At 39.8% G+C, this 21,168-nt stretch carries 20 protein-coding genes, 1 riboswitch and 1 other annotated feature; of the genes, 6 read left to right on the forward strand and 14 right to left on the reverse strand.

The window, feature by feature from the left end; genetic code table 11:
- Nucleotides 1-500: 500 nt before the first annotated feature.
- The 9 genes from IEW76_RS05665 to IEW76_RS05705 form a co-directional block, all read right to left on the reverse strand.
- Nucleotides 501-839: a rhodanese-like domain-containing protein gene (locus IEW76_RS05665; protein WP_188651727.1), complete on the reverse strand. Its 339-nt coding sequence runs from the start codon at nt 837-839 to the stop codon at nt 501-503.
- Between the two features lie 22 nt (nt 840-861).
- Complete coding sequence (locus tag IEW76_RS05670) at nt 862-1,167, reverse strand: rhodanese-like domain-containing protein (RefSeq protein ID WP_188651729.1); 306 nt, start codon at nt 1,165-1,167, stop codon at nt 862-864.
- Between the two features lie 176 nt (nt 1,168-1,343).
- Complete coding sequence (leuS, locus tag IEW76_RS05675) at nt 1,344-3,761, reverse strand: leucine--tRNA ligase (protein ID WP_188651730.1); 2,418 nt, start codon at nt 3,759-3,761, stop codon at nt 1,344-1,346.
- A 71-nt stretch (nt 3,762-3,832) separates the two neighbouring features.
- Nucleotides 3,833-4,049, reverse strand: a binding site (T-box leader).
- Nucleotides 4,050-4,115: 66 nt separating this feature from the next.
- Nucleotides 4,116-5,066, reverse strand: a complete 951-nt coding sequence (locus IEW76_RS05680) for an ABC transporter permease (protein ID WP_188651732.1) — start codon at nt 5,064-5,066, stop codon at nt 4,116-4,118.
- On the reverse strand, nt 5,059-5,973 hold the full coding sequence (locus IEW76_RS05685) for an ABC transporter ATP-binding protein (protein ID WP_188651733.1): 915 nt from the start codon (nt 5,971-5,973) through the stop codon (nt 5,059-5,061). Before IEW76_RS05685 ends, IEW76_RS05680 begins: the two co-directional genes overlap by 8 nt.
- Nucleotides 5,966-6,673 carry an ABC transporter ATP-binding protein gene (locus IEW76_RS05690; protein ID WP_188651735.1) on the reverse strand — a complete coding sequence of 236 codons (708 nt, stop codon included), beginning with the start codon at nt 6,671-6,673 and terminating at the stop codon, nt 5,966-5,968. The genes IEW76_RS05685 and IEW76_RS05690 overlap by 8 nt, the downstream gene beginning before the upstream one ends.
- Entirely contained in the window at nt 6,674-7,045 is a 372-nt protein-coding gene (locus IEW76_RS05695) for a GntR family transcriptional regulator (RefSeq protein ID WP_188651741.1), read from the reverse strand.
- 3 nt (nt 7,046-7,048) lie between these two features.
- Entirely contained in the window at nt 7,049-7,831 is a 783-nt protein-coding gene (locus IEW76_RS05700) for a hypothetical protein (protein ID WP_188651742.1), read from the reverse strand.
- A gap of 130 nt (nt 7,832-7,961) precedes the next feature.
- Nucleotides 7,962-8,249 (reverse strand): DUF2524 family protein, encoded by a 288-nt coding sequence (locus IEW76_RS05705; RefSeq protein ID WP_188651743.1) that lies wholly within the window; start codon nt 8,247-8,249, stop codon nt 7,962-7,964.
- A gap of 136 nt (nt 8,250-8,385) precedes the next feature.
- Here IEW76_RS05705 and mnmM point away from each other — a divergent pair, with 136 nt between their 5' ends.
- Nucleotides 8,386-8,946: a tRNA 5-(aminomethyl)-2-thiouridylate-methyltransferase MnmM gene (gene mnmM / locus IEW76_RS05710; protein ID WP_188651744.1), complete on the forward strand. Its 561-nt coding sequence runs from the start codon at nt 8,386-8,388 to the stop codon at nt 8,944-8,946.
- 94 nt (nt 8,947-9,040) lie between these two features.
- Here mnmM and tbcS read toward each other — a convergent pair whose 3' ends face one another.
- Nucleotides 9,041-10,111 (reverse strand): tetraprenyl-beta-curcumene synthase, encoded by a 1,071-nt coding sequence (gene tbcS, locus IEW76_RS05715; RefSeq protein ID WP_373285951.1) that lies wholly within the window; start codon nt 10,109-10,111, stop codon nt 9,041-9,043.
- Between the two features lie 30 nt (nt 10,112-10,141).
- Complete coding sequence (locus tag IEW76_RS05720; protein WP_188651745.1) at nt 10,142-10,918, reverse strand: alpha/beta hydrolase; 777 nt, start codon at nt 10,916-10,918, stop codon at nt 10,142-10,144.
- 76 nt (nt 10,919-10,994) lie between these two features.
- On the opposite strand from IEW76_RS05720, the gene IEW76_RS05725 reads away from it, so the two are divergent.
- Both IEW76_RS05725 and IEW76_RS05730 read left to right on the forward strand, forming a co-directional pair.
- Nucleotides 10,995-11,522: a gamma carbonic anhydrase gene (locus IEW76_RS05725; RefSeq protein ID WP_188651750.1), complete on the forward strand. Its 528-nt coding sequence runs from the start codon at nt 10,995-10,997 to the stop codon at nt 11,520-11,522.
- Nucleotides 11,523-11,568: 46 nt separating this feature from the next.
- Nucleotides 11,569-12,450 (forward strand): C39 family peptidase, encoded by an 882-nt coding sequence (locus IEW76_RS05730; protein WP_188651752.1) that lies wholly within the window; start codon nt 11,569-11,571, stop codon nt 12,448-12,450.
- Here IEW76_RS05730 and asnB read toward each other — a convergent pair.
- Nucleotides 12,443-14,350 (reverse strand): asparagine synthase (glutamine-hydrolyzing), encoded by a 1,908-nt coding sequence (gene asnB, locus IEW76_RS05735; protein ID WP_188651754.1) that lies wholly within the window; start codon nt 14,348-14,350, stop codon nt 12,443-12,445. The two genes, IEW76_RS05730 and asnB, sit on opposite strands and share 8 nt — an antisense overlap.
- Before the next feature lie 316 nt (nt 14,351-14,666).
- Nucleotides 14,667-15,866 (reverse strand): methionine adenosyltransferase, encoded by a 1,200-nt coding sequence (metK, locus tag IEW76_RS05740; protein ID WP_188651755.1) that lies wholly within the window; start codon nt 15,864-15,866, stop codon nt 14,667-14,669.
- 310 nt (nt 15,867-16,176) lie between these two features.
- Nucleotides 16,177-16,286: riboswitch (SAM riboswitch) on the reverse strand.
- Between the two features lie 538 nt (nt 16,287-16,824).
- On the opposite strand from metK, the gene pckA reads away from it, so the two are divergent.
- Nucleotides 16,825-18,414, forward strand: a complete 1,590-nt coding sequence (gene pckA / locus IEW76_RS05745; protein WP_188651757.1) for a phosphoenolpyruvate carboxykinase (ATP) — start codon at nt 16,825-16,827, stop codon at nt 18,412-18,414.
- A gap of 63 nt (nt 18,415-18,477) precedes the next feature.
- On the opposite strand, the gene IEW76_RS05750 is transcribed toward pckA, so the two are convergent.
- The gene (locus IEW76_RS05750) at nt 18,478-19,254 is read right to left on the reverse strand and encodes an alpha/beta hydrolase family protein (RefSeq protein WP_188651759.1); all 777 of its coding nucleotides are present in this window, start codon (nt 19,252-19,254) and stop codon (nt 18,478-18,480) included.
- Between the two features lie 92 nt (nt 19,255-19,346).
- Here IEW76_RS05750 and IEW76_RS05755 point away from each other — a divergent pair, with 92 nt between their 5' ends.
- Together IEW76_RS05755 and IEW76_RS05760 are read left to right on the forward strand one after the other, a co-directional pair.
- Nucleotides 19,347-20,336 (forward strand): ABC transporter substrate-binding protein, encoded by a 990-nt coding sequence (locus tag IEW76_RS05755; RefSeq protein WP_188651761.1) that lies wholly within the window; start codon nt 19,347-19,349, stop codon nt 20,334-20,336.
- Between the two features lie 15 nt (nt 20,337-20,351).
- Nucleotides 20,352-21,125 (forward strand): ABC transporter ATP-binding protein, encoded by a 774-nt coding sequence (locus tag IEW76_RS05760; RefSeq protein WP_188651779.1) that lies wholly within the window; start codon nt 20,352-20,354, stop codon nt 21,123-21,125.
- Nucleotides 21,126-21,168 lie beyond the last annotated feature (43 nt).

The following is a 21,168-nucleotide window of genomic DNA, read 5'->3' on the forward strand; positions in this document are numbered from 1 at the left end:
CCAAGATCAAACTCTCCATAAAGTTAGAGTTTGCCTAGCATCAAATAAATGATTACTGGCTTTAAAAAAATAATTTAAAGACATTGACGTTACATGTTGTTTCGTTCAGTTTTCAAAGATCAAATGTGGCTTGTCCTCTTGTCGAGGAAAGTAATTATATGTTATCACATGTCTTAACATGGAGTCAATAAAAAATTAACATTTCCTTAATATTTCTTTAACTCGATGCTGACTTCGCTGTGCGTTATCGCGACAGCAAAAACAATATTACAGCATTAACCTGAAAAGGTCAATAATATAATAGCATTTTTTTAATTTTATTTTATTTAATACTACATTATCGTTATTTCATTCAATAACATGGAGTTACTACACCACACGATAAGGGTACCCTATCTCTTAATATCCATCATCACGATTCTAATACACTAGTTTTTTTTCTATTATTCTACATTATATTTAAAGGGTCGCTATCTTTTTACAGATAGCGACCCTTTTGCTTACATAGGTTGAATATAATAAACAGATTGATGTTTCTTCTTTCGGATCATTTTAGCAGCCATTCTAACTCCCCTAAGATCGTCACTAATGAGCACGATCTCTTTAGTACATTCAAATTGCTCCTTCAATGCTCTGGGAAGGTAGGAGAGTGGAATATTTTCCGCTTTCGGATACGGACAACGATGGGCCGACACATAGTCCCTTACATCAATCAAACAATAGTCATCAGAAACAGATTGCTGATCGATTTTCTTCATATAAAGGAGGGGTGCAATAAACTGTTTCATAATAAATAAAGCCAATAGAATAAATAATGCAATAAGACCTATAATTTCCATGCTGTAACCCCCTTGCAATTTATCATTTAACTTCTCCGTTCCAATCTAGCATTCCTCCGGCTAAATTCGTAGCCGTAAAACCATGCTGAGCTAGGAACAAACATGCATTCATACTTCGAACTCCGGCGCGGCATACAATAATATATTCTTCATCTTTACGAAAGTAATCTAATGAATCAGGAATTTGTTGAAGAGGAATATGCTTAGCAGAAGGAATGATACCTTGTGTAACTTCCTCATATTCGCGTACATCTATAATATGTGGTCGATCATTTTGATTTAGCATTTTCTCTAATTCTATTGCTGTAATTTCTTGCACTTCGTACACGGCTAGCTCCCCCTTTTTAACTTATGCACTGCCTTATTTTATATCATTTTTTATTGAAGTCAAGAGATACGTTTATGGGTATTTATCCCGATCAGAATACTATGTTTTAAAGCCTTTTCACAGTTATTTTCTATAAAAAAAATAGAGGCTGCTTATATAAGCAGCCTCTTTCGCAATTAGTTTGCAACGATATTTACAAGTTTGCCAGGAACAGCAATTACTTTGCGGACGGTTTTACCCTGGATCCATTCCTGAATCGTTTCATCTTCCATCGCAAGTTTTTCAAGTTCCTCTTTAGAAGCATCTTTTGGAGCACTTACTTTAGAACGAACTTTACCCATAACTTGAAGGACAATTTCAACTTCATCATCAATTAACTTCGCTTCATCGTGAATCGGCCAGACTTCATAACTAATTGTATCTTCATGGCCTAGTATACTCCATAATTCTTCAGCTAGGTGCGGCGCCACAGGAGAAAGCAGCTTCACAAACCCTTCTGCATATTGTCCAGGGATTTCACTAGCTTTGTATGCATCATTAATGAAGACCATCATCTGTGAAATAGCTGTATTAAAGCGAAGTGCCTCAAAGTTTTCAGTTACTTTTTTAACTGTTTCATGGTAACTACGCTCAAGATCTGTATTCTGACTATCATATTTAACTTTGTCAGAAAGACTACCGTTATCAGTAGCGAAAAGGCGATGCACACGATCTAAGAAGCGTCGAGCTCCATCTAAACCATTTGTAGACCAAGCTACCGATGCTTCTAGTGGACCCATAAACATTTCGTAAAGACGTAATGTATCTGCTCCGTGTGTCTCGACGATATCATCTGGGTTCACAACATTCCCTTTGGACTTACTCATTTTCTCGTTGTTTTCTCCAAGGATCATACCTTGGTTAAATAAACGCTGAAACGGTTCTTTTGTCGGTACAACACCAATGTCGTAAAGGAATTTGTGCCAGAAGCGAGCATATAGAAGGTGAAGAACCGCATGTTCTGCTCCACCGATATACATATCAACCGGTAACCATTCTTTTAGTTTTTCAGGATCTGCTAATTGCTCGCTATTGTCTGGATCAATGTAACGTAGGAAGTACCAACAGCTTCCTGCCCATTGAGGCATTGTATTCGTTTCACGACGACCTTTCATGCCTGTCTCTGGATCTACGACATTCACCCAATCTTCAATGTTCGCAAGCGGGGATTCGCCAGTGCCTGATGGCTTAATATTTTCTGTCTTCGGAAGTTCAAGAGGAAGATTTTCAACTTTCTCAGCCGTTACAGAGCCATCTTCCCAATGAATAACTGGTATTGGTTCTCCCCAATAACGCTGGCGGCTGAATAGCCAGTCACGAAGACGGTACGACGTTTTCTTCTCACCTTTACCTTCTGCTTCAAGCCATTCAATCGCTTTTTGTATTCCTTCTTCTTTATCAAGACCATTGAGGAAATCAGAATTAATATGTTTTCCATCCCCTGTATAGGCTTCTTCTTCCACATTTCCGCCTTCAACAACGGCACGGATTGGAAGATCAAACGTTTTGGCAAATTCATAATCACGTTCATCGTGAGCAGGAACAGCCATAATTGCACCAGAACCGTAAGACATTAGAACATAGTCCGCTACCCATATCTGAATACGTTCTCCATTTACAGGGTTGATCGCATAAGCTCCTGAGAAAACGCCTGATTTCTCTTTCGCAAGGTCCGTACGCTCTAAGTCACTTTTCTTAGTCACTTCATTTATATAAGCTTGAACCGCTTCTTTTTGTTCAGCAGATACAATCCGTTCAACAAATGGGTGTTCGGGTGCTAGGACGGCATACGTTGCACCGAACAAAGTATCTGGACGGGTCGTAAATACGGTGAACGTTTCATCGTGTCCATCTACTTCAAAGTGAACATCTGCCCCTTCAGATTTACCAATCCAGTTTCGCTGCATATCTTTAATACTCTCAGGCCAGTCTAGGTCTTCAAGGTCTTCTAATAAACGATCCGCGTAAGCCGTAATTTTAAGCATCCACTGTTTCATCGGTTTACGAACAACAGGGTGTCCACCACGCTCACTTACACCGTCTACGACTTCTTCATTCGCAAGAACTGTACCAAGTGCAGGGCACCAGTTAACAGCAACTTCATCTACATAGGCTAAGCCTTCTTCATACAGCTTCGTGAAGATCCACTGTGTCCACTTATAATAGTTTGGATCTGTCGTATTTACTTCACGATCCCAGTCATAAGAGAATCCAAGCGCTTGAATTTGACGACGGAAGTTATCGATATTTTGCTGTGTGAAGACAGCCGGGTCATTACCTGTATCAAGTGCATATTGTTCAGCAGGAAGTCCAAATGCATCCCATCCCATTGGATGAAGAACTTCGTACCCTTGCATGCGTTTCATGCGAGAAACAATGTCTGTCGCTGTCATCCCTTCAGGGTGTCCAACGTGAAGACCAGCTCCTGATGGGTATGGAAACATATCTAGTGCATAAAACTTTTCTTTATTACTACTGCTGTCAGCTTTAAATACTTTGTCACCAACCCAGTAATCTTGCCATTTCTTTTCGATCGATTTGTGATCGTATGCCATTGCTTTGACCTCCTAGAACTTGTGCTGAATAACGTGATTTGATTATAAAAAAATAAACCTCTCGCCCCAAACTCTGGGACGAGAGGTTTCGAATACCCGTGGTACCACCCAAATTAACGCCAATTGACGCTCACTCGAATCCTTAACGCGGAGAACGGCGAACCCTACTCTTACGTTCAGGTGCGCAACATCAAAGGTGAGTTCATAAAGGTCAAGGATAGCTTCCACCAGCCGCTATCTCTCTTCTTGCTTGACACTTTTATTACTAGTCCTTATCACAGTTATTCAGACCGTTAGTTATGATAGTAAATTGTAAGCAATTCTTCTAACAATGTCAAGAAGACGGGTACCTGATCAAACCGCTATGTCACGTTTCTTAAAGGAAGTGTACATAAGTACATGAAAAATGACCAAATACACAAAAATGACAATTAGCGAATATAAGGGTGTTACGTCGACAAATGGTTGACTTAGGTGCATTGAAAACTCGTTATGTGCAAACAAGATGTACTTGGCCCATTCATATTTTCTCAACATCATCATTGCAGGTAACGTAGCGAAAGATAAGAACATGGTAATCCCAATTGCCAAACCGCTTGAACGAAATAGTGCCCCTATCACAAAAGCGATCGTCCCCATTACTACAACGTTTACCATCGCATAAAGATAGCTTTGTAAGATCCAGAATATCGCAGGCCACTCTGAAACCGCCTCACCATTCCAAGTTAAATGGGTATAAGAATCATACGGAAAGTATATGAGTGATGCAACTAAAGAGGAAACAAGTAAAAGCAAAGCAATCGCAACAGAGAACAGAAGGACGGTAACATATTTACTGTAAAGCAGTTTCGTACGCGTAGCCGGTCGAATAGCCAGTAATTTAATTGTACCTTTTTGAAATTCATGAGCTAGAATACCTGAGGCCACAATAATGACAAATAAAACGATTAAAGAAAAGAAGTTAGAGGATGTATTCATAACATGCCAGAAACTCCCCACTTCAGCAGGCGCTAGCCCTTCATCAAGACGATATTGGGCAAGTTCAATTTGCTCAACAGCATTCTTATACTCAAGAGATGATGGTTCCGCTTCTGATTTCTGAGCTTCGTATGTGTTAATTTGTTGCTGTAGTCGTTGTTCAGAAGTATTGGCTCCTACTGATTCTTCCCGGTGGCTGTAATCCCATTTCAAAACTCCAAATATACCAAATACAGCAATTATAAGAATAATAGACATAATCCATGTACTCTTTCTTTGCATTAACTTCATCCATTCATTACGAACTAAATTAACAAAACTACCCAACTTGCTCACCACCAGTTACTTTTAAGAATTCGTCTTCTAATGTTGATTTCGTATTTTCAATTCCATAAACAAGAATCCCTTGTTCCACTAACACTTTATTATACTCGGGCACTTCTTCTTGGGAAATTGATATTGAGATAGATTTCTCACCTGTTTCAATGTCTACTCCTTCAAACGATTGCTCTAAAACATCTTTCGCTTGAATAGGCTGATTTACGGTAAATGTCCACTTCGTTTCCTGTGATTCCTCTTTAACCGTACGTATATCAATCAATTTTCCTTTTTGAATGATTCCAACTCGATCACACATTAATTCGATTTCAGATAAAAGGTGACTAGAAACGAGAATACTCACGCCTTCTTCTTGAGCAATTTTACGTAAATATGTACGAAACTCTCGAATTCCTGCAGGGTCTAATCCATTCGTTGGCTCATCCAAAATTAGAAACTTTGGCTTATGCAAGAGTGCCTGCGCTAAACCTAAACGCTGCCTCATACCAAGAGAATAGGTTTTCACTTTCTCACCAATCCGAGAAGTTAACCCAACTTGCTCCACCACTTCTTGAATGCGTTCTTTTGTAATTCCTTTGTGCATTCTAGAGAAATGAATCAGATTCTTGTATCCAGACATGTAATCATACAATTCCGGGTTCTCTACGATTGCCCCCACTTGACTGATTGTTTTCTCATAATTCTCAAGTAAAGAAGTTCCCCCAATAATTACATTTCCGGCAGTAGGTTTCATAAGGCCAACCATCATTCGAATGGTTGTTGTTTTACCCGCTCCATTTGGTCCAAGGAAACCAAACACCTCTCCCTCATACAAGTCCAGATCGAGGTCATGAATAATCGTTTTGTTCTTAATGTCTTTCCTTAACCCTTTAAGTTGCACGACTGATTTAGTCATGTATTTGTACCTCCTCATATAATTGTTCCATCCATCCTACAACGTCCTTCCCATCACACCTTATATCATCTACTAATTGATGACCAAGAACCTTACCATCTCTAATGACAAGCACTTCATCTAATACGGGCTCGATTTCTTTAATTTCATGAGTAGTAATGATTAAAGACTGAGTTTCCAGGTCGACAAAGCGAATAAGACCTTTTACAATCGCACTTCGAACCATTGGATCTAATCCAGAGAACGGTTCATCCAATAAAATATAGGGTACATTTCGAGCTAACGTAATCGTCATTTTTAATCGCCCTTTGTTTCCTTTGGACAATGTTTTTACTTTTTGTTCTTTTTGTAGTTTCATAAATGACAATATTTCTTCTGCTTTCTCTTGATTGAAGTCGTTATATTGGGAGGCAAAAAAGTCAATCGCCTCTCCTACCGTAAAGAAAGGATAAACGTGATCTAATTCTGACATATAGGCAACACTGTAGCTGATTTTTCGATCCACATTACTCTGTCCATCTACTAAAACCTTTCCTTTCGTTGTACGAAGGAGGCCTGCTATTAGTTTCAAAGTTGTGGACTTTCCACTACCGTTTTCACCAACTAATCCAATGACCTTCCCATTTTCAAGGTTAAAGGTCACGTCATTTAGAGCTTTATGCTTAATATATTGTTTAGTTACGTTTTCAAATGAGATCATTTAGTTTCCCTCCTCTTTTGTTTTCGCTTGAAGACCTAGAATCATTTCCTCTTTTGAAAAGCCGAGCTGTTTCATCTCTGTAATGAACCGGTCAATCTGCCGTTCTTTAAGCTCTTCACGTAATTGATTTAAGCGCATACGATCTTCTGTCACGAACGTCCCTTGCCCACGCCTTGATTCCACAATCGTTAATTGCTCCAATTCTCGGTAAACGCGGGATACAGTATTCGGATTAACACCAGTATCAACTGCATATTCTCGAACAGATGGTAATTTGTCTCCAGGCATACGATCTCCCCTTACGATTTCATTTGATAAGCGATCCATGAGTTGTTGATAAATTGGTCTGTCTTGTTGAAACTCAATGGGCATAGGTTACACCTCAACTTTTCGATCAAGAATATAAGCAGCAATAAAGTAATATAAAGTACTGAACAGTATATTCACAACAAATTCACCGTAACTAAAAGGGATCTCATCCATTTCAGTTACGTTATAGTTATCATTCACAAAATTATATATAGAAGGGAAGAGCTCTCTTAAATCAACATTTATTTCCATACTGGAATATAAAGTTACCATGAATCCGGAGTCTAATATCCAAGACTCCACTATCATAAGACCGATAGCGAGCGCCAAGATAAGCAGCAAACCCCACTTTCCTGTGTATTGATTAATTAAACGATAGACACTCCAAAGCAATAAAACAAATACACCAACTAGTATAGCCTGATAAAAGATAAGCCCATTTGCTAACAAAGCTCCCTTTAATAAATCAGCGAAAATAGAGCTTAATTCTTCAGCAGAGAAAAAGAGCAGGATCAAAAGGGTGGTAAAAATAATCATAGAACCTACCATAAACAATGCCCCGTTTAAGAATTTAGCTCCAAGCAGTTTGTGTATGGATTGAGGAGAATGGAGCCAAATATGTAACTTAGCGCCCTCTTTATTTAAAGAAAACAGCAAGTAACCAGCCATATAAAAAATATGAAGCGCAAGAATGATGATGAGCGGGATCGTAATAAACGGCTCCTGACCTTTACCTCTGAGCCACCAATAAATGATCGCAGTCACCAACATTCCTAGTGAAATAACTATTGTATGAAACACCCAGGATAACTTCCATTCCTTTTTCCAAAGTCCTTGAAATGCCGTCATGATAAACTTCCTCCTTTAGCGTCCTTGTGTACTAGTTAAATAGTACACTAGACCATTAAGGTGAGTCAATCTCTAGTTGGAAATTTTTAAAAAATAAAAATCCTGCACAATTGTGCAGGATTTTGAATCTTCATTGCTGCTTATATTCCCCTAGATCCTCGTGATCTAAAATCATATCGTTTAAAACTTGTGTCACTTGCAGATGCAAACGGTGAAGCTCATCTTTCTGTTGATGGTTGGCGCTATGCATAAGCTTTTGAATTTCAGTTTCTGCTTCTTCTAAACCAAGTTGAGCCTGGCTGTACTCATCATTTGGCTGATAACCGACTTGGTTCGCCTGTTCTAATTGTTCTCTGGCAGCTTCCATCTTTCTTTTTGCTACTTCTACCATGTTTTCTATGGAGTCACGTGTCGCCATGATTATCACCTCACTCCTATAATGTGCATCAGACCTATTCCTATGCATTTCAATTCACTTTTGCTATTTGTACAGACATGCTACAATGCTTCATAGGAAAAGCTTCGAAACACATCTCAAGAAGGAGACCTTACCTATGTTGTATCGTATCTTAGATTATGCACACCATTTGTTAGAACAATCGATCCACCCAGGCGAAACAGCCCTTGATGGTACAGCCGGAAACGGGCATGACACTGTCTTTTTAAGTAAACTCGTTGGAGATAAAGGAAATGTGCTATCCTTTGACATTCAGGAACAAGCGATTGAATCGACGCATGACAGACTTGTCGAGAATAACATTCATAATGTCAATCTTATCATGGATAACCATGCACACTTTGAAAAGTATATAGATGAAGAAGCCATTCTAGGCGGGGCAATATTTAACCTTGGATACCTCCCAGGCAGCGATAAAACGATTGTCACTGAATCAGCTTCAACACTTGAAGCCGTTCATGGAATTCTAGAAAGACTCAAGAAAAAAGGCCTATTAATACTCGTTGTATACCACGGTCATGAAGGTGGGCAAGAAGAAAAAGAAGCCTTACTCAAATCCCTTTCAAAGCTAGACCAAAAACAATACAACGTGCTTCGATACGGGTTTTTGAACCAAGTAAATACCCCTCCATTTATTCTGGCAATCGAAAAGAAGTAACACATTAACGCACAAAAGCGTGCCAGACACCCTTTAGCTTGATAAAGGGTATCTGGCACGCTTTACTATAAGAAAGCAAACGAAAACCCGTCCTCTATGCGAGGGCGGTTTTTAGTTTGTGATAAAGTTTTGAGTTCATGTAGAAGAATTTGGCTTTGGTGCCACTTACACTTAATAATTCTTTCACTAACGGACGGGCTCCTTGGAGCTTTTGAACTTTAGAGTCGGCTAAGTAAAGACCGACAAGTCCTTTTTGTACCATATGGTGAAAAGATGCATGAGGTAGCGGATTAACATGGAGCTTTGTTTGATCAATAAAGTACAGGAAGCGTTCTTTCATATGGTCTTCATGATCATAATATGTACAGAAATTTAGGTCTCCTTCTTCGAGGTCTTCCTGCTGATCAATATAGTAATCCAATAATATATGAAGCCCCTGCATATATGGGAAATATCCATTATAGACTTGCGACGCGACTTCCTCAGTCAAATGTTCTCCGTGAGCGTAAGATACGAGGCAAAAGATCCCAAGTGTTGAGCCAGAACAAGCAGAAAACTCATACCAGCTAAGATCTCCCCAGCGCTTCTGGTAGTCATTAAACCAACTCTTCAAACGAGGTACACGTTCATCCATTTTTACATGCTTATGAACTTGCAAATCACAATACAAATCCGCTAATTCATATAGGTAACCCTTTATCTGTGAATAATTAGAAAGTTGTCCAAGTAGATTCTGACACGTTTTCACAAGGTCTTGTAAGTATCCTCCATCATCTTTCTCTTCACGTTCTGCGTAATAATCACCGATAGGATTCCCTGGTGTTAATGCATCCTTCATAGAGGTGTGCAATGTTCGAAAATCCTTAGGATCTAAAGATGTACTTCGATCACACAAGTTATCTAAGTAGTCCGAAATCGTTTGATACGCAACGACAAATTGGATGGCTTTATCACGATTATCCCCTGCCAAAATCGCATAAATCGACCCTCCTTCACAATGGAACGTTTTGTCTTCTATTGAATCGAGAGCTTGTCTACGAAGCTCTTGGTTGGGAATTTGATTTGCTCGTCCCTTCCAGTAACTTAATTCCTTGTGAACCTGGGGGAAAATCTTCCGATATATTGTAGCCATTAAGGGAATGGCCCGTCTTGGTATAGAGCCCAAAAGAAGCAACCTCCTTTTTTTTACACTATTCTATAGATGCATCTCCAGAAATGATTTAGCATACTGAAATACATCGTCTTGTTCGGGATCATTAAAGATCTCATGGTATAATCCTTCCCATTCTTTATAAAACTTTTCATGAATATGAAGTGAATTAAACCATTTTAATGTAGCATCTTTATTTACTATTTTATCATCTCCAGCTTGCATCACAAGCGTCGGTACATCTTGGTACTTGTCGATATGTTTAAAGGCTAGTTCAATTCCTTTCTCAAACTCTTTATACCAGCGTACAGAAACTTTCTTTAACATTAAACGGTCGCCATGATCCCTCTGCAACACACTAGTGTTCCTTGTTACGTGCTCTGGATTTAAATTCCCTTTTAGCTGTAATTTAGGCGCAACTATGTTTAAGCCCTTCGCAACCACCTGAAGAGGCTTAGGAGGAGGGTTTTGAATCCCTAATCCCGGTGAGGAGAGTACTACGGCTTTAATAGGTAACTCCTTCTCCTCTAGTAAACGAATAGTAGCAAGCCCGCCCATACTATGGGCTAGCAAAAATATGGGTAGGTTCGATTTCTGAGCTTCTTCCACCCAAGTGCTGATCTCGTCTAAGTACTCTTCAAAACGATCAATATGGCCTTTAACGCCATCGTATTCACCGTGAGCAGGAAGATCACCATATATAACTTCATATCCTTCATTGACCCACCGATTCGCCAAGGCATTATATCGACCAGAATGTTCAAAAGCCCCGTGAATAATCACAACGAGCCCTCTAGCACCTTTTACTGTAATATGCTTCATACCATCTTCCTCTCTCCTATAGTCTTCTCCCTTTTGTTATACTTATAATATCAACACAATCGAATGGAGGATTCAAATGATCTACCCTTACAAAGGACATATGCCTACTATTCATGACACAGCTTATATCGCAGATGATGTTATTATTACAGGAGATGTGGTCATAGAAGAGGAAGCAAGTATATGGTTTAAAACTGTCATTCGTGGAGATGTAGACCGAGTACATATTGGAAAACGATCCAACATCCAAGATCAGAGCATGCTGCATCAAAGTCCGGGATCCCCCCTACTTATTGAAGATGATGTAACTATAGGACATCAAGTTATGTTGCACTCAAGCATCATACGACGAAATGCTCTTATTGGAATGGGTTCTATTATATTGGATGGAGCTGAAATCGGTGAAGGAGCTTTTATTGGGGCAGGTAGTTTGGTCCCACCAAATAAAAAAATCCCCCCAAAAACACTTGCATTTGGACGTCCTGCTAAAGTTATACGAGAATTAACCGATGAAGACGTTAGAGATATGGAACGAATAAGAAGGGAATATGTTGAAAAGGGGCAATATTATAAAACGGTAACGCCCAGTCGTCCCGATCTCTAAACTTCTCCCGCTGAAGGGTCTCATTTACTAGGAGGGATATGCATTTATGTATATTGTACTTTTCTCAACCTCTGTGGTTATGGCTGTGCTACTTTGGACGTTCAGCCTTAGACCAAATCTACGAAACTCTTATAAGCAATTACTTAAATGGTATAGCGTTCTTTTTATTGCATGCTCTTTATTTACAGGAATAATCACGGCTCAAACACAGAAAACAACGCTTCAAAATTTATGGAACGAACCATCAAACGTGAAACATGTTTCCGCGAACCAGAAAGAAACTGTGGAACAGCCCGGCAATGCACCATTAATCGATGAGTACCATCTAAAACAAGAAGTCCACATAGAAGTCCCTACCGTTAAACAATATCCAGAACTGCCAAGAGGATGCGAAGTCACCTCTTTGAGCATGCTCTTAAACCATTATGGTTTCGATGTTGATAAAATGACGCTAGCTAAAAAAGTGAAGAAGTCTGAACAAGTGTATCAAAATATAGACGGCCAAATTCACTATGGTGACCCTAACGAAGGGTTTGTAGGAAATATGTATAACCTAAATGAACCTGGATTCGGAGTATATCATGAACCCATTGCTTCACTCGCTCGCCAGTTTGCTACAGATCGTGTTCATGACTTCTCAGGCGGAAGCTTTTACGAAATTCTTGAGCATCTCGATAACGGACAACCTGTTTGGATTATAACAAACACCTTGTACAAACATTTGCCTAGTGAATTATTCGAATCTTGGATAACTCCAAACGGTTCACAAAAGATTACGATGAAAGAGCACTCGGTTCTAGTTACGGGGTATGATTCAGAATATATGTATTTTAACGATCCTCTTACGGGCCAACAAAAAAAAGCACCCAGAAACGACTTTAAAGAAGCCTGGGTGCAAATGGGGAAGCAAGCAATTGCCATTAACTAATGGTTAGCTTGCTTTTTGTTTGGTCTTCACTAATTAATTCTTCAAAAGAATATTTCCGCTCAACGAAAATTTGGTGCCATAACATAAACATAAGAACGGTCCAAATCTTTCTAGAGTAGTCGCCTTTTCCTTGAACGTGATCTTCAAGCAACTGAGACACAGCTTTCTTCTCAATCAGATGATCCGTTTCACTTTCTTGGATAAGTGTCTTCGCCCAAGTGTTTAATTCGTCTTTTAACCAATGACGAATTGGAACTGGGAAGCCAAGTTTCTTTCGGTCGAGTACATGATCAGGAACAATCCCTCTCGAAGCTTTACGTAAAATGGATTTCGTCGTACCATCTGCGATCTTCATATCAACCGGAATTTCACGGGCAACATTAAAGACTTCTTTATCCAAGAATGGAACACGAAGTTCAAGAGAGTGAGCCATTGTCATCTTATCTGCCTTCAGTAAGATATCTCCACGCATCCAAGTATGAATATCAACATATTGCATCTGGTTTACAGGATGATAAGCTTCTGCATTTTGATAAAGTGAACGCGTTAATGATTGGTAAGAAGATTTACTATGATAATCCTTAAGTAATTGTTGCTTTTCAGCTTCTTCAAACATCTTTGCATTACCGATGTAACGGTCACGTAAAGGTGTAGTACCTCTCTCTAAGAAACTCTTACCTTTTACACCTTCTGGCATAACCTTAGCTACTCGTTGAAGCAAACTCTTAGCTACACCAGGCATAGAATCAAACATTTTTAACGATTGGGGCTCACGATAAATATTGTAACCACCAAATAATTCATCAGAACCTTCTCCCGATAGCACAACCGTAACGTGTTTACGTGCTTCACGCGCTACAAAATAAAGAGGTACACATGCTGGATCTGCTAAAGGATCATCCATATGCCACATAATTTTCGGAAGCTTTTGGACGTACTCTTCAGGAGTAATGATATAGGAGTGATTCTCAACCCCAAGTTTCTCTGCTGTTTCTTTCGCTACGTCTACTTCAGAGAATCCATCACGTTCAAAACCAACTGAGAAAGTTTTTAAGTTGGGATTAAACTCACGTGCCATAGCAACGATAATGGACGAATCAATTCCTCCAGAAAGGAAAGATCCAACTGGTACATCACTACGCATGTGTTTGTTCACAGAATCATACATGACATCTTGAATACGTTTAATCCATTCACTTTCACTACCAGCCACTTGTGTAAAGGTAGCATGCCAATAACGAGTAAACTTAATGGATTGCCCTGGCTTCTTAACGAAATAATGTCCAGGTTCTACCTTAGAAATCCCATCTGTTAGGGTTAGAGGTTCCGGAACATATTGATAGCTTAAATAATGTTGCAACGCTTCTGTATTGACTAGTTCATTTTCCTGAAGCAACGTAATACTCTTCTTCTCTGAAGCGAAATATGTCCCATTATGTTGTTCACTATAGAATAATGGCTTAATGCCGAATGGATCACGAGCTCCGTAAAATGTTTGCTCTTCTTTATCCCAAATTAAGATCGCGAACATACCGCGTAGATAAGAGAACGCTCCTTCTTGCTTATCCTTGAACAAGGCCGCAATAACCTCTGTATCTGATTCTGTCTCAAATGTATACCCTTGTTTCTGAAGGTCTTCACGTAGTTCTACATAATTGTAAATTTCTCCGTTAAACACCATCCAAATCTTTTCATCATCATAGCTAAGAGGCTGATGGCCACTTTCTATATCAATTATACTTAAACGGCGAAAGCCGAAAGATATGTAATCATCATGATAATACCCTTCATCATCAGGGCCACGATGAGTGATAATATCGTTTCTTCGCTTAAAAGACTGCTTTTGTTCTTCATCTACTGGAGATGGAACATCTCGAATAACACCAATAAAACCGCACATACGAAGATCCTCACTTTCATTCTCACTTTGCTATTTCAGTTTATCACAAAATGGCTGTAATTGGCAGAGCCCCACGGTACCCTTAAGGTGCCGAGCAGGTTCTCTTTAAATTGTTTCTATACTTCACAGATATTCGTTATACCCGCGAATTTAAAGTCGGTAACGTCTAAGTCAAAGAAACATGATTTTGACAGACTATAATAGTTTATCATGTTTTTACATAAGGGAGGACAAGGATTACAATTCATTAAAAAAAATGCCAATGAAACAAAAAAGAGCACGGAGTTGCTATGCAAATCCATGCTCCTACCTATACTTATAAGTTTGCTAGTTGCTTTAATTCTTCTGCTTTATCCGTTTTCTCCCATGGGAACTCAACGTCTGTGCGGCCAAAGTGACCGTAAGCTGCAGTGTCACGGTAGATTGGGCGACGAAGATCAAGCATTTTAATAATGCCAGCTGGACGGAGATCAAATTTCTCACGTACTGCTTCGACTAATGCCTCTTCTGAAACTTTCCCTGTACCAAATGTATTGATTGAAATCGACACAGGTTGCGCAACTCCAATGGCATAGGCTAATTGAACTTCACAAGAATCTGCTAATCCAGCAGCGACAATGTTTTTAGCTACATAACGAGCTGCATAAGCAGCGGAACGGTCAACTTTAGTAGCGTCTTTACCACTGAAGGCTCCCCCGCCGTGACGTGCATATCCGCCGTACGTATCTACAATAATTTTACGGCCTGTTAAACCAGCATCCCCTTGAGGTCCACCGATTACAAAACGACCTGTTGGATTAATAAAGTATTTGGTTTGGTCATCAAGTAGTTCTGTAGGGACAATTGGAGCAATAACTTGCTCTTTTAGATCCTTTTGAATTTGCTCTAGTGTTATTTCTGGGTGATGCTGCGTGGAGATGACAATTGTGTCAATACGAACAGGACGGTCTTGTTCATCATACTCTACAGTAACCTGGGTTTTGCCATCAGGGCGTAGGTAAGGAACTGTTTCATCGTTGCGCACGTCAGATAAACGTTTCGCCAATTTGTGAGCTAAAGAGATCGGAAGGGGCATAAGTTCAGGCGTTTCGTTATTCGCATAACCAAACATGAGACCCTGGTCTCCTGCACCAATATTCTCAATTTCTTTATCAGTCATTTGACCTTCTCGTGCTTCAAGCGCTTCGTTCACCCCTGCTGCAATGTCTGGTGACTGTTCATCAATTGCTGTAAGTACTGCACATGTTTCTGCGTCAAAACCATATTTGGCACGTGTATATCCAATTTCCTTAATGGTATTACGGACGATTGACTGAATATCCACGTACGTATTTGTTGAAATTTCTCCTGATACGAGAACCAACCCTGTTGTAACTGTCGTTTCACATGCTACACGAGCGTTAGGATCATTTTTTAAGATTTCATCTAGTATGGCATCAGAAATTTGGTCACAGATTTTGTCAGGGTGCCCTCCTGTAACTGATTCTGATGTAAACAAGCGGCGGTTTGCAGCCATTCCCTCAAACTCCTCCTTTAAAATACTCTTATCTTTGAGACGGAACTCATCACCCAGCTATCTATTCAGAAAAAAGTAAACCAGAGTTATGTAAATTCTTTTAATACATGAATTTACACCGATCTATTCTATCGACCTGGAACAGTTTCGTATATTGTAAACGAATGAAAAAAATACATGAGAAAACGTCGAAATTCGCTACACCTAGCAAATGCCGATGACTTTCAAAATACCTTAGAAAGCTTTTAGAAACCTTTCGAAAGTATAAAAAATCCCTTCCCATAACGAGCAAAGGGAAAGGGTCCATTCGCTCTTATCGTTCAAGGAGGCCTTCCTTGCATCAGGTTAGCACCTTTTCATCTAAGGATGACGGTTGCTGGGTTTCACAGGGCCTGTCCCTCCACCTTCTCTGGATAAGATAGTTTCCGTTCGCGACTTATCATAACGTTTTAACCCTTTTATGTCAACTGAATATAGCGTTATCATTGCTTTATGAGATGCTACACGAACCACTTTTCCACTTAAGTATAACCATGTGAATGTTAACGCTCAGATTCCTTGATGAACGGGGTTACTAATCATAATTGATTTTAGAAAGAAACAGTAGACCAAGGAAAAAGGTGAGTTGACATCGAAGTAATATATGATAGAAGTAAAGCACTTGTGCATTTTTCTATCTCCCCATCTCAGTAATACTAATCATGATAATATTTCACCTTTTCTTTTACTTTTACAGTCACAATTTTGCCGTAATTTCATTATAAAATAGTATGGACTAATAAAATGAATGTGTTATACTAATGACACATTGAGTCTGGACCTATTCAAAAGACTGTATAGACTATAAACAAAAAGAAACATAAAGGGTTGGATCTCAACTTGGATACGTCATGAAGAATGATTTTGTTATGTTCACTATCAAAGTCAAAAAATATTAAATAAAGGCAGGTTCTTGAGCATGAATACGGTGAATCAAGCGTCCATAATTAAAGAATTAATTGCACAACCTAATGTATTAACCAATTTGTGTGTGGGAGAACTCGTTGAAAAGGTTCTTCAACGTAACGAGGGTACACTCACGGCTACAGGAGCGATCAGAGCCGAAACAGGACGTTACACCGGCCGATCCCCTCAAGATAAGTTCATTGTAAAAGATGAGGTTTCAAAGGACACAGTTGATTGGGGCTCGGTGAACCAACCCATTTCAGAAGAAATCTTTGAAAACCTATATCATAAAGTCGTAGATTACCTGAAAGAAAAAGAAGAAGTATTTGTTTTTAATGGTTTTGCAGGAGCAGATGAACGATACCGTTTACCTATTCAAGTCATCAACGAATTTGCTTGGCATAACTTGTTCGCCCACCAACTTTTCATACGCCCTTCAGAGGACGAATTGGCCGAACATGTAAGCGAATTCACAGTAGTATCCGCTCCTTCCTTTAAAGCAGATCCCGCTCAAGATGGCACACGTTCCGAAGCCTTTATTATGGTGTCATTTAAGCATCGTGTGATCCTGATCGGGGGAACTGAATATGCTGGGGAAATTAAGAAATCAATCTTTTCTGTTATGAACTATCTTCTACCCGAGAGTGATGTTTTACCAATGCATTGTTCAGCTAACGTAGGGAAAGAAGGCGACGTAGCTTTATTCTTCGGACTCTCTGGTACAGGGAAGACTACCCTATCTGCTGATCCAGAGCGTCGATTAATTGGGGATGACGAACATGGTTGGTCTAACCGCGGCGTCTTCAACATTGAAGGTGGATGTTATGCAAAATGCATTAACCTTTCCGAGGAAAACGAGCCTCAAATCTATAAAGCAATTCGGTTTGGGTCTGTACTTGAGAATGTGATCTTGCATCCTGGCACAAGGGAACCCGATTATGAAGATACAAGTCTAACGGAAAACACACGCGCAGCCTATCCAATCCAGAATATCCATAATATTGTAGAACCTAGTATTGCAGGTCACCCTAATACAATTATTTTCTTAACAGCTGATGCTTTTGGTGTTTTGCCACCGATTAGTAAACTCACTAAAGAACAGGCGATGTACCATTTTCTTAGTGGTTACACAAGCAAACTAGCAGGAACGGAACGTGGCGTTACTAGTCCAGAAGCAACGTTCTCTACGTGCTTTGGTTCTCCCTTCCTTCCAAGACATGCTTCAACGTATGCAGAAATGCTTGGAGAGAAAATAGATCAATTTAACTCGAACGTCTTCCTAGTGAATACAGGATGGACCGGTGGAGCGTATGGAGAGGGCCATCGTATGAAACTTAGTCATACTCGCTCTATGATTCATGCTGCACTTGAAGGTGAGCTTAACTCCACAGAAACAGTAATAGACCCTATTTTTGGATTAGAAATACCAGCCCATTGTCCTGGTGTTCCTGACGATGTGTTGATTCCAAAACGCACATGGAAAGATGAAGCACAGTATGAAGAGAAAGCTCATGAACTTGCTACTAAATTTCATGAGAACTTTAAGAAATTCGACGGGGTTAGTGAAGAAATTCGCAATTCAGGCCCTACATTTAGAAAATAACTATTGCTCCCACATCTCCAAACTTATATAAAAAACGGCTATCCCATATTGGGGTAGCCGTTTCTATTTCTTTAACCAATCTGTTAATTGCTTAACAGTATGCCGATTTACTTGGGGCGGAAAGTAATGATCTAAATCATAATAAATCCAGCTTGTATGGGGGAGGTCGTGCTCTTGTAATTCTTTCTCTAAGAGCCTGGCATGGTCAACAGATACGTTTTGATCCTTAGCTCCATGAATAATGCAGACAGGAGTTTCTAATTTATTTATAGACTTTAGTGGTGTTCTGGCCTCAAATCTTTCTGGATATTTATTAGGACTTCCCCCAACTACACGCTTGAGCATCTTTCTCAGATCAACACGTTCTTGGTAAGTTAGAGCCACATCCGTAACACCACCCCAACAAACGACTTTATGAATACCAGAAACCTCAAGAGCCGTCCAGAGACCCATAACTCCACCACGAGAGAAACCGAACACATTCACTTCTTCATTCACCATAGGATGATTAAAAAGGATCCTTGCCCCATTATGTCCGTCTTTACGATCACTTAAGGCAAAATCTTCTCTACCTTCCCCTCCCATATTGCCACGATAACACGGTGCAAAGACAACGAAACCGTGAGACGCAAATTGAACGATTCTACCAATCCGAACTTTACCAACGCCTTTAATACCACCCCGGAGATATAAAAACCCTGGGTATTTCCCACTCTCTTTTGGTTCTACCAAAAAACCTTTTACCTTCAACCCTTCACTCCAGTACGTGACGAGAAATACATTCAATTTAGGGTGCGGAGAAGGGTATCGTTGTTTAGAAATAATTGTTCCATCTTGCATAAAAAAACTCCTTTATAGGCATTCACACTATTTTGACAGCCACATACGATAACGTATCTATTGAGTTTAATCTTACAGGAGGATTACTCGAAATGAAAAAAATTCGTTTTCTTTTATATGTTTCGTTAGTGGCTTTACTTACATTCCCCTTAGCTGCATGTTCTCAATCACCTACAACAATTAAGGTAGCAGAAGTGACTCGTTCTATATTCTATGCCCCGCAGTATGTGGCACTTGAAAAGGGTTTCTTTGAAGATGAAGGCCTTGAGGTGGAGTTAACCACTACTTGGGGCGGAGATAAGACGATGACCACTCTTCTATCTGATGGAGCAGACATTGCCCTTGTAGGCTCTGAAACGTCTATTTACGTTTATGCCAGAGGGGCCTCAGACCCTATTATTAACGTTGCCCAGCTAACTCAAACAGATGGAACATTCCTTGTCGCACGAGAGGAGCAACCAGAATTTAAGTGGGAAGATCTAAACGGAAGCACCTTCCTCGGTCAACGTAAAGGCGGGATGCCGCAAATGGTTGGAGAATACGTTTTGAAAGAACAAGGTATTGACCCAAAAGAAGACCTAACCTTAATTCAAAATGTAGATTTCGCTAACATCCCGAATGCATTTGCTTCCGGCACAGGTGATTATGTACAGTTATTTGAACCAACAGCAAGTATTTTTGAACGAGAAGGAAAAGGTCATATCGTTGCTTCATTTGGCGAAGAGTCAGGGCATGTGCCTTACACAGTCTTTATGACAAAGAACAGTTTCTTAGAAGAGAACCCTGAAGAAATGGAAAAGTTTACTCGTGCTATTTACAAAGCTCAACAGTGGGTTCAGGATCACTCAGCTGGGGAAATTGCTGACGTCATTCAACCCTATTTCGAAGACACGGAAATTGATTTAATTGAAACTGTAGTTGATCGCTATAAAAGCCAAGGCTCTTATGCAGAAAATCCAGTACTCGATGAGGAAGAATGGAACAACTTAAAGGCGATCATGGAAGAAGCAGGAGAACTGCCTGCAGACGTGGACCATAACACGCTTGTAAATACAAAAATCGCAGAAGACGTAATGAAATAAGGAGGAGTATGTAAAATGACTTTCCTCAGCCTAAACCATGTCACCCATCAATACTTTTCTAAACAAGGGTTTACGAAAGCTATTGAAGACGTCTCGCTTTCCATTGAGGAAGGACAGTTTGTTTCCTTCCTCGGCCCTAGCGGCTGTGGAAAGACGACACTTCTATCCATCATAGCAGGACTATTAACTCCCACCGAGGGAACCGTAACCATTCAACGACAGCCTAGTTCAAATACCAACATTGGATACATGCTACAGCAGGATTACTTATTTCCGTGGAAGACGATCCAAGAAAATGTGTTGCTTGGCCCTCACATTCAAGGTAACATCACGGAAATGAAAAAAGAGAAAGCCATTCAAATTTTAGAAGAGATCGGTCTTGCAAGCGTCGTTAAATCTTATCCTAGTCAACTTTCAGGCGGGATGCGTCAAAGGGCTGCTTTAGCAAGGACCTTAATGACAGATCCTAAGTTATTACTCCTTGATGAACCATTTTCCGCATTAGACTATCAAACCAAATTAAAACTCGAGAATTTGGTCTCTCAGATGCTAAAGCAATACGGAAAAACCTCTTTACTTGTTACTCACGATATCGGAGAAGCGATTGCTATGAGTGATACTGTTTACGTCCTTAAAGCGCGTCCAGGTAGAATCGCAAAAACATTCCAAGTTCCTGATCATTTACGTACGTTAACACCTTTTGAAGCAAGGCAGCATGCTGATTTCAATGACTTATTTCAAACCATATGGAAGGAGCTAGATCAGCTTGAATCGGAATCCATCAACTGATGAAACTCGTTTTCAGCAGCATTTAAAGAAACTCCAAAAAGAA

Origin of the sequence: Pontibacillus salipaludis (genome assembly GCF_014642405.1) — a bacterium.
GTDB lineage: Bacteria > Bacillota > Bacilli > Bacillales > BH030062 > Pontibacillus > Pontibacillus salipaludis.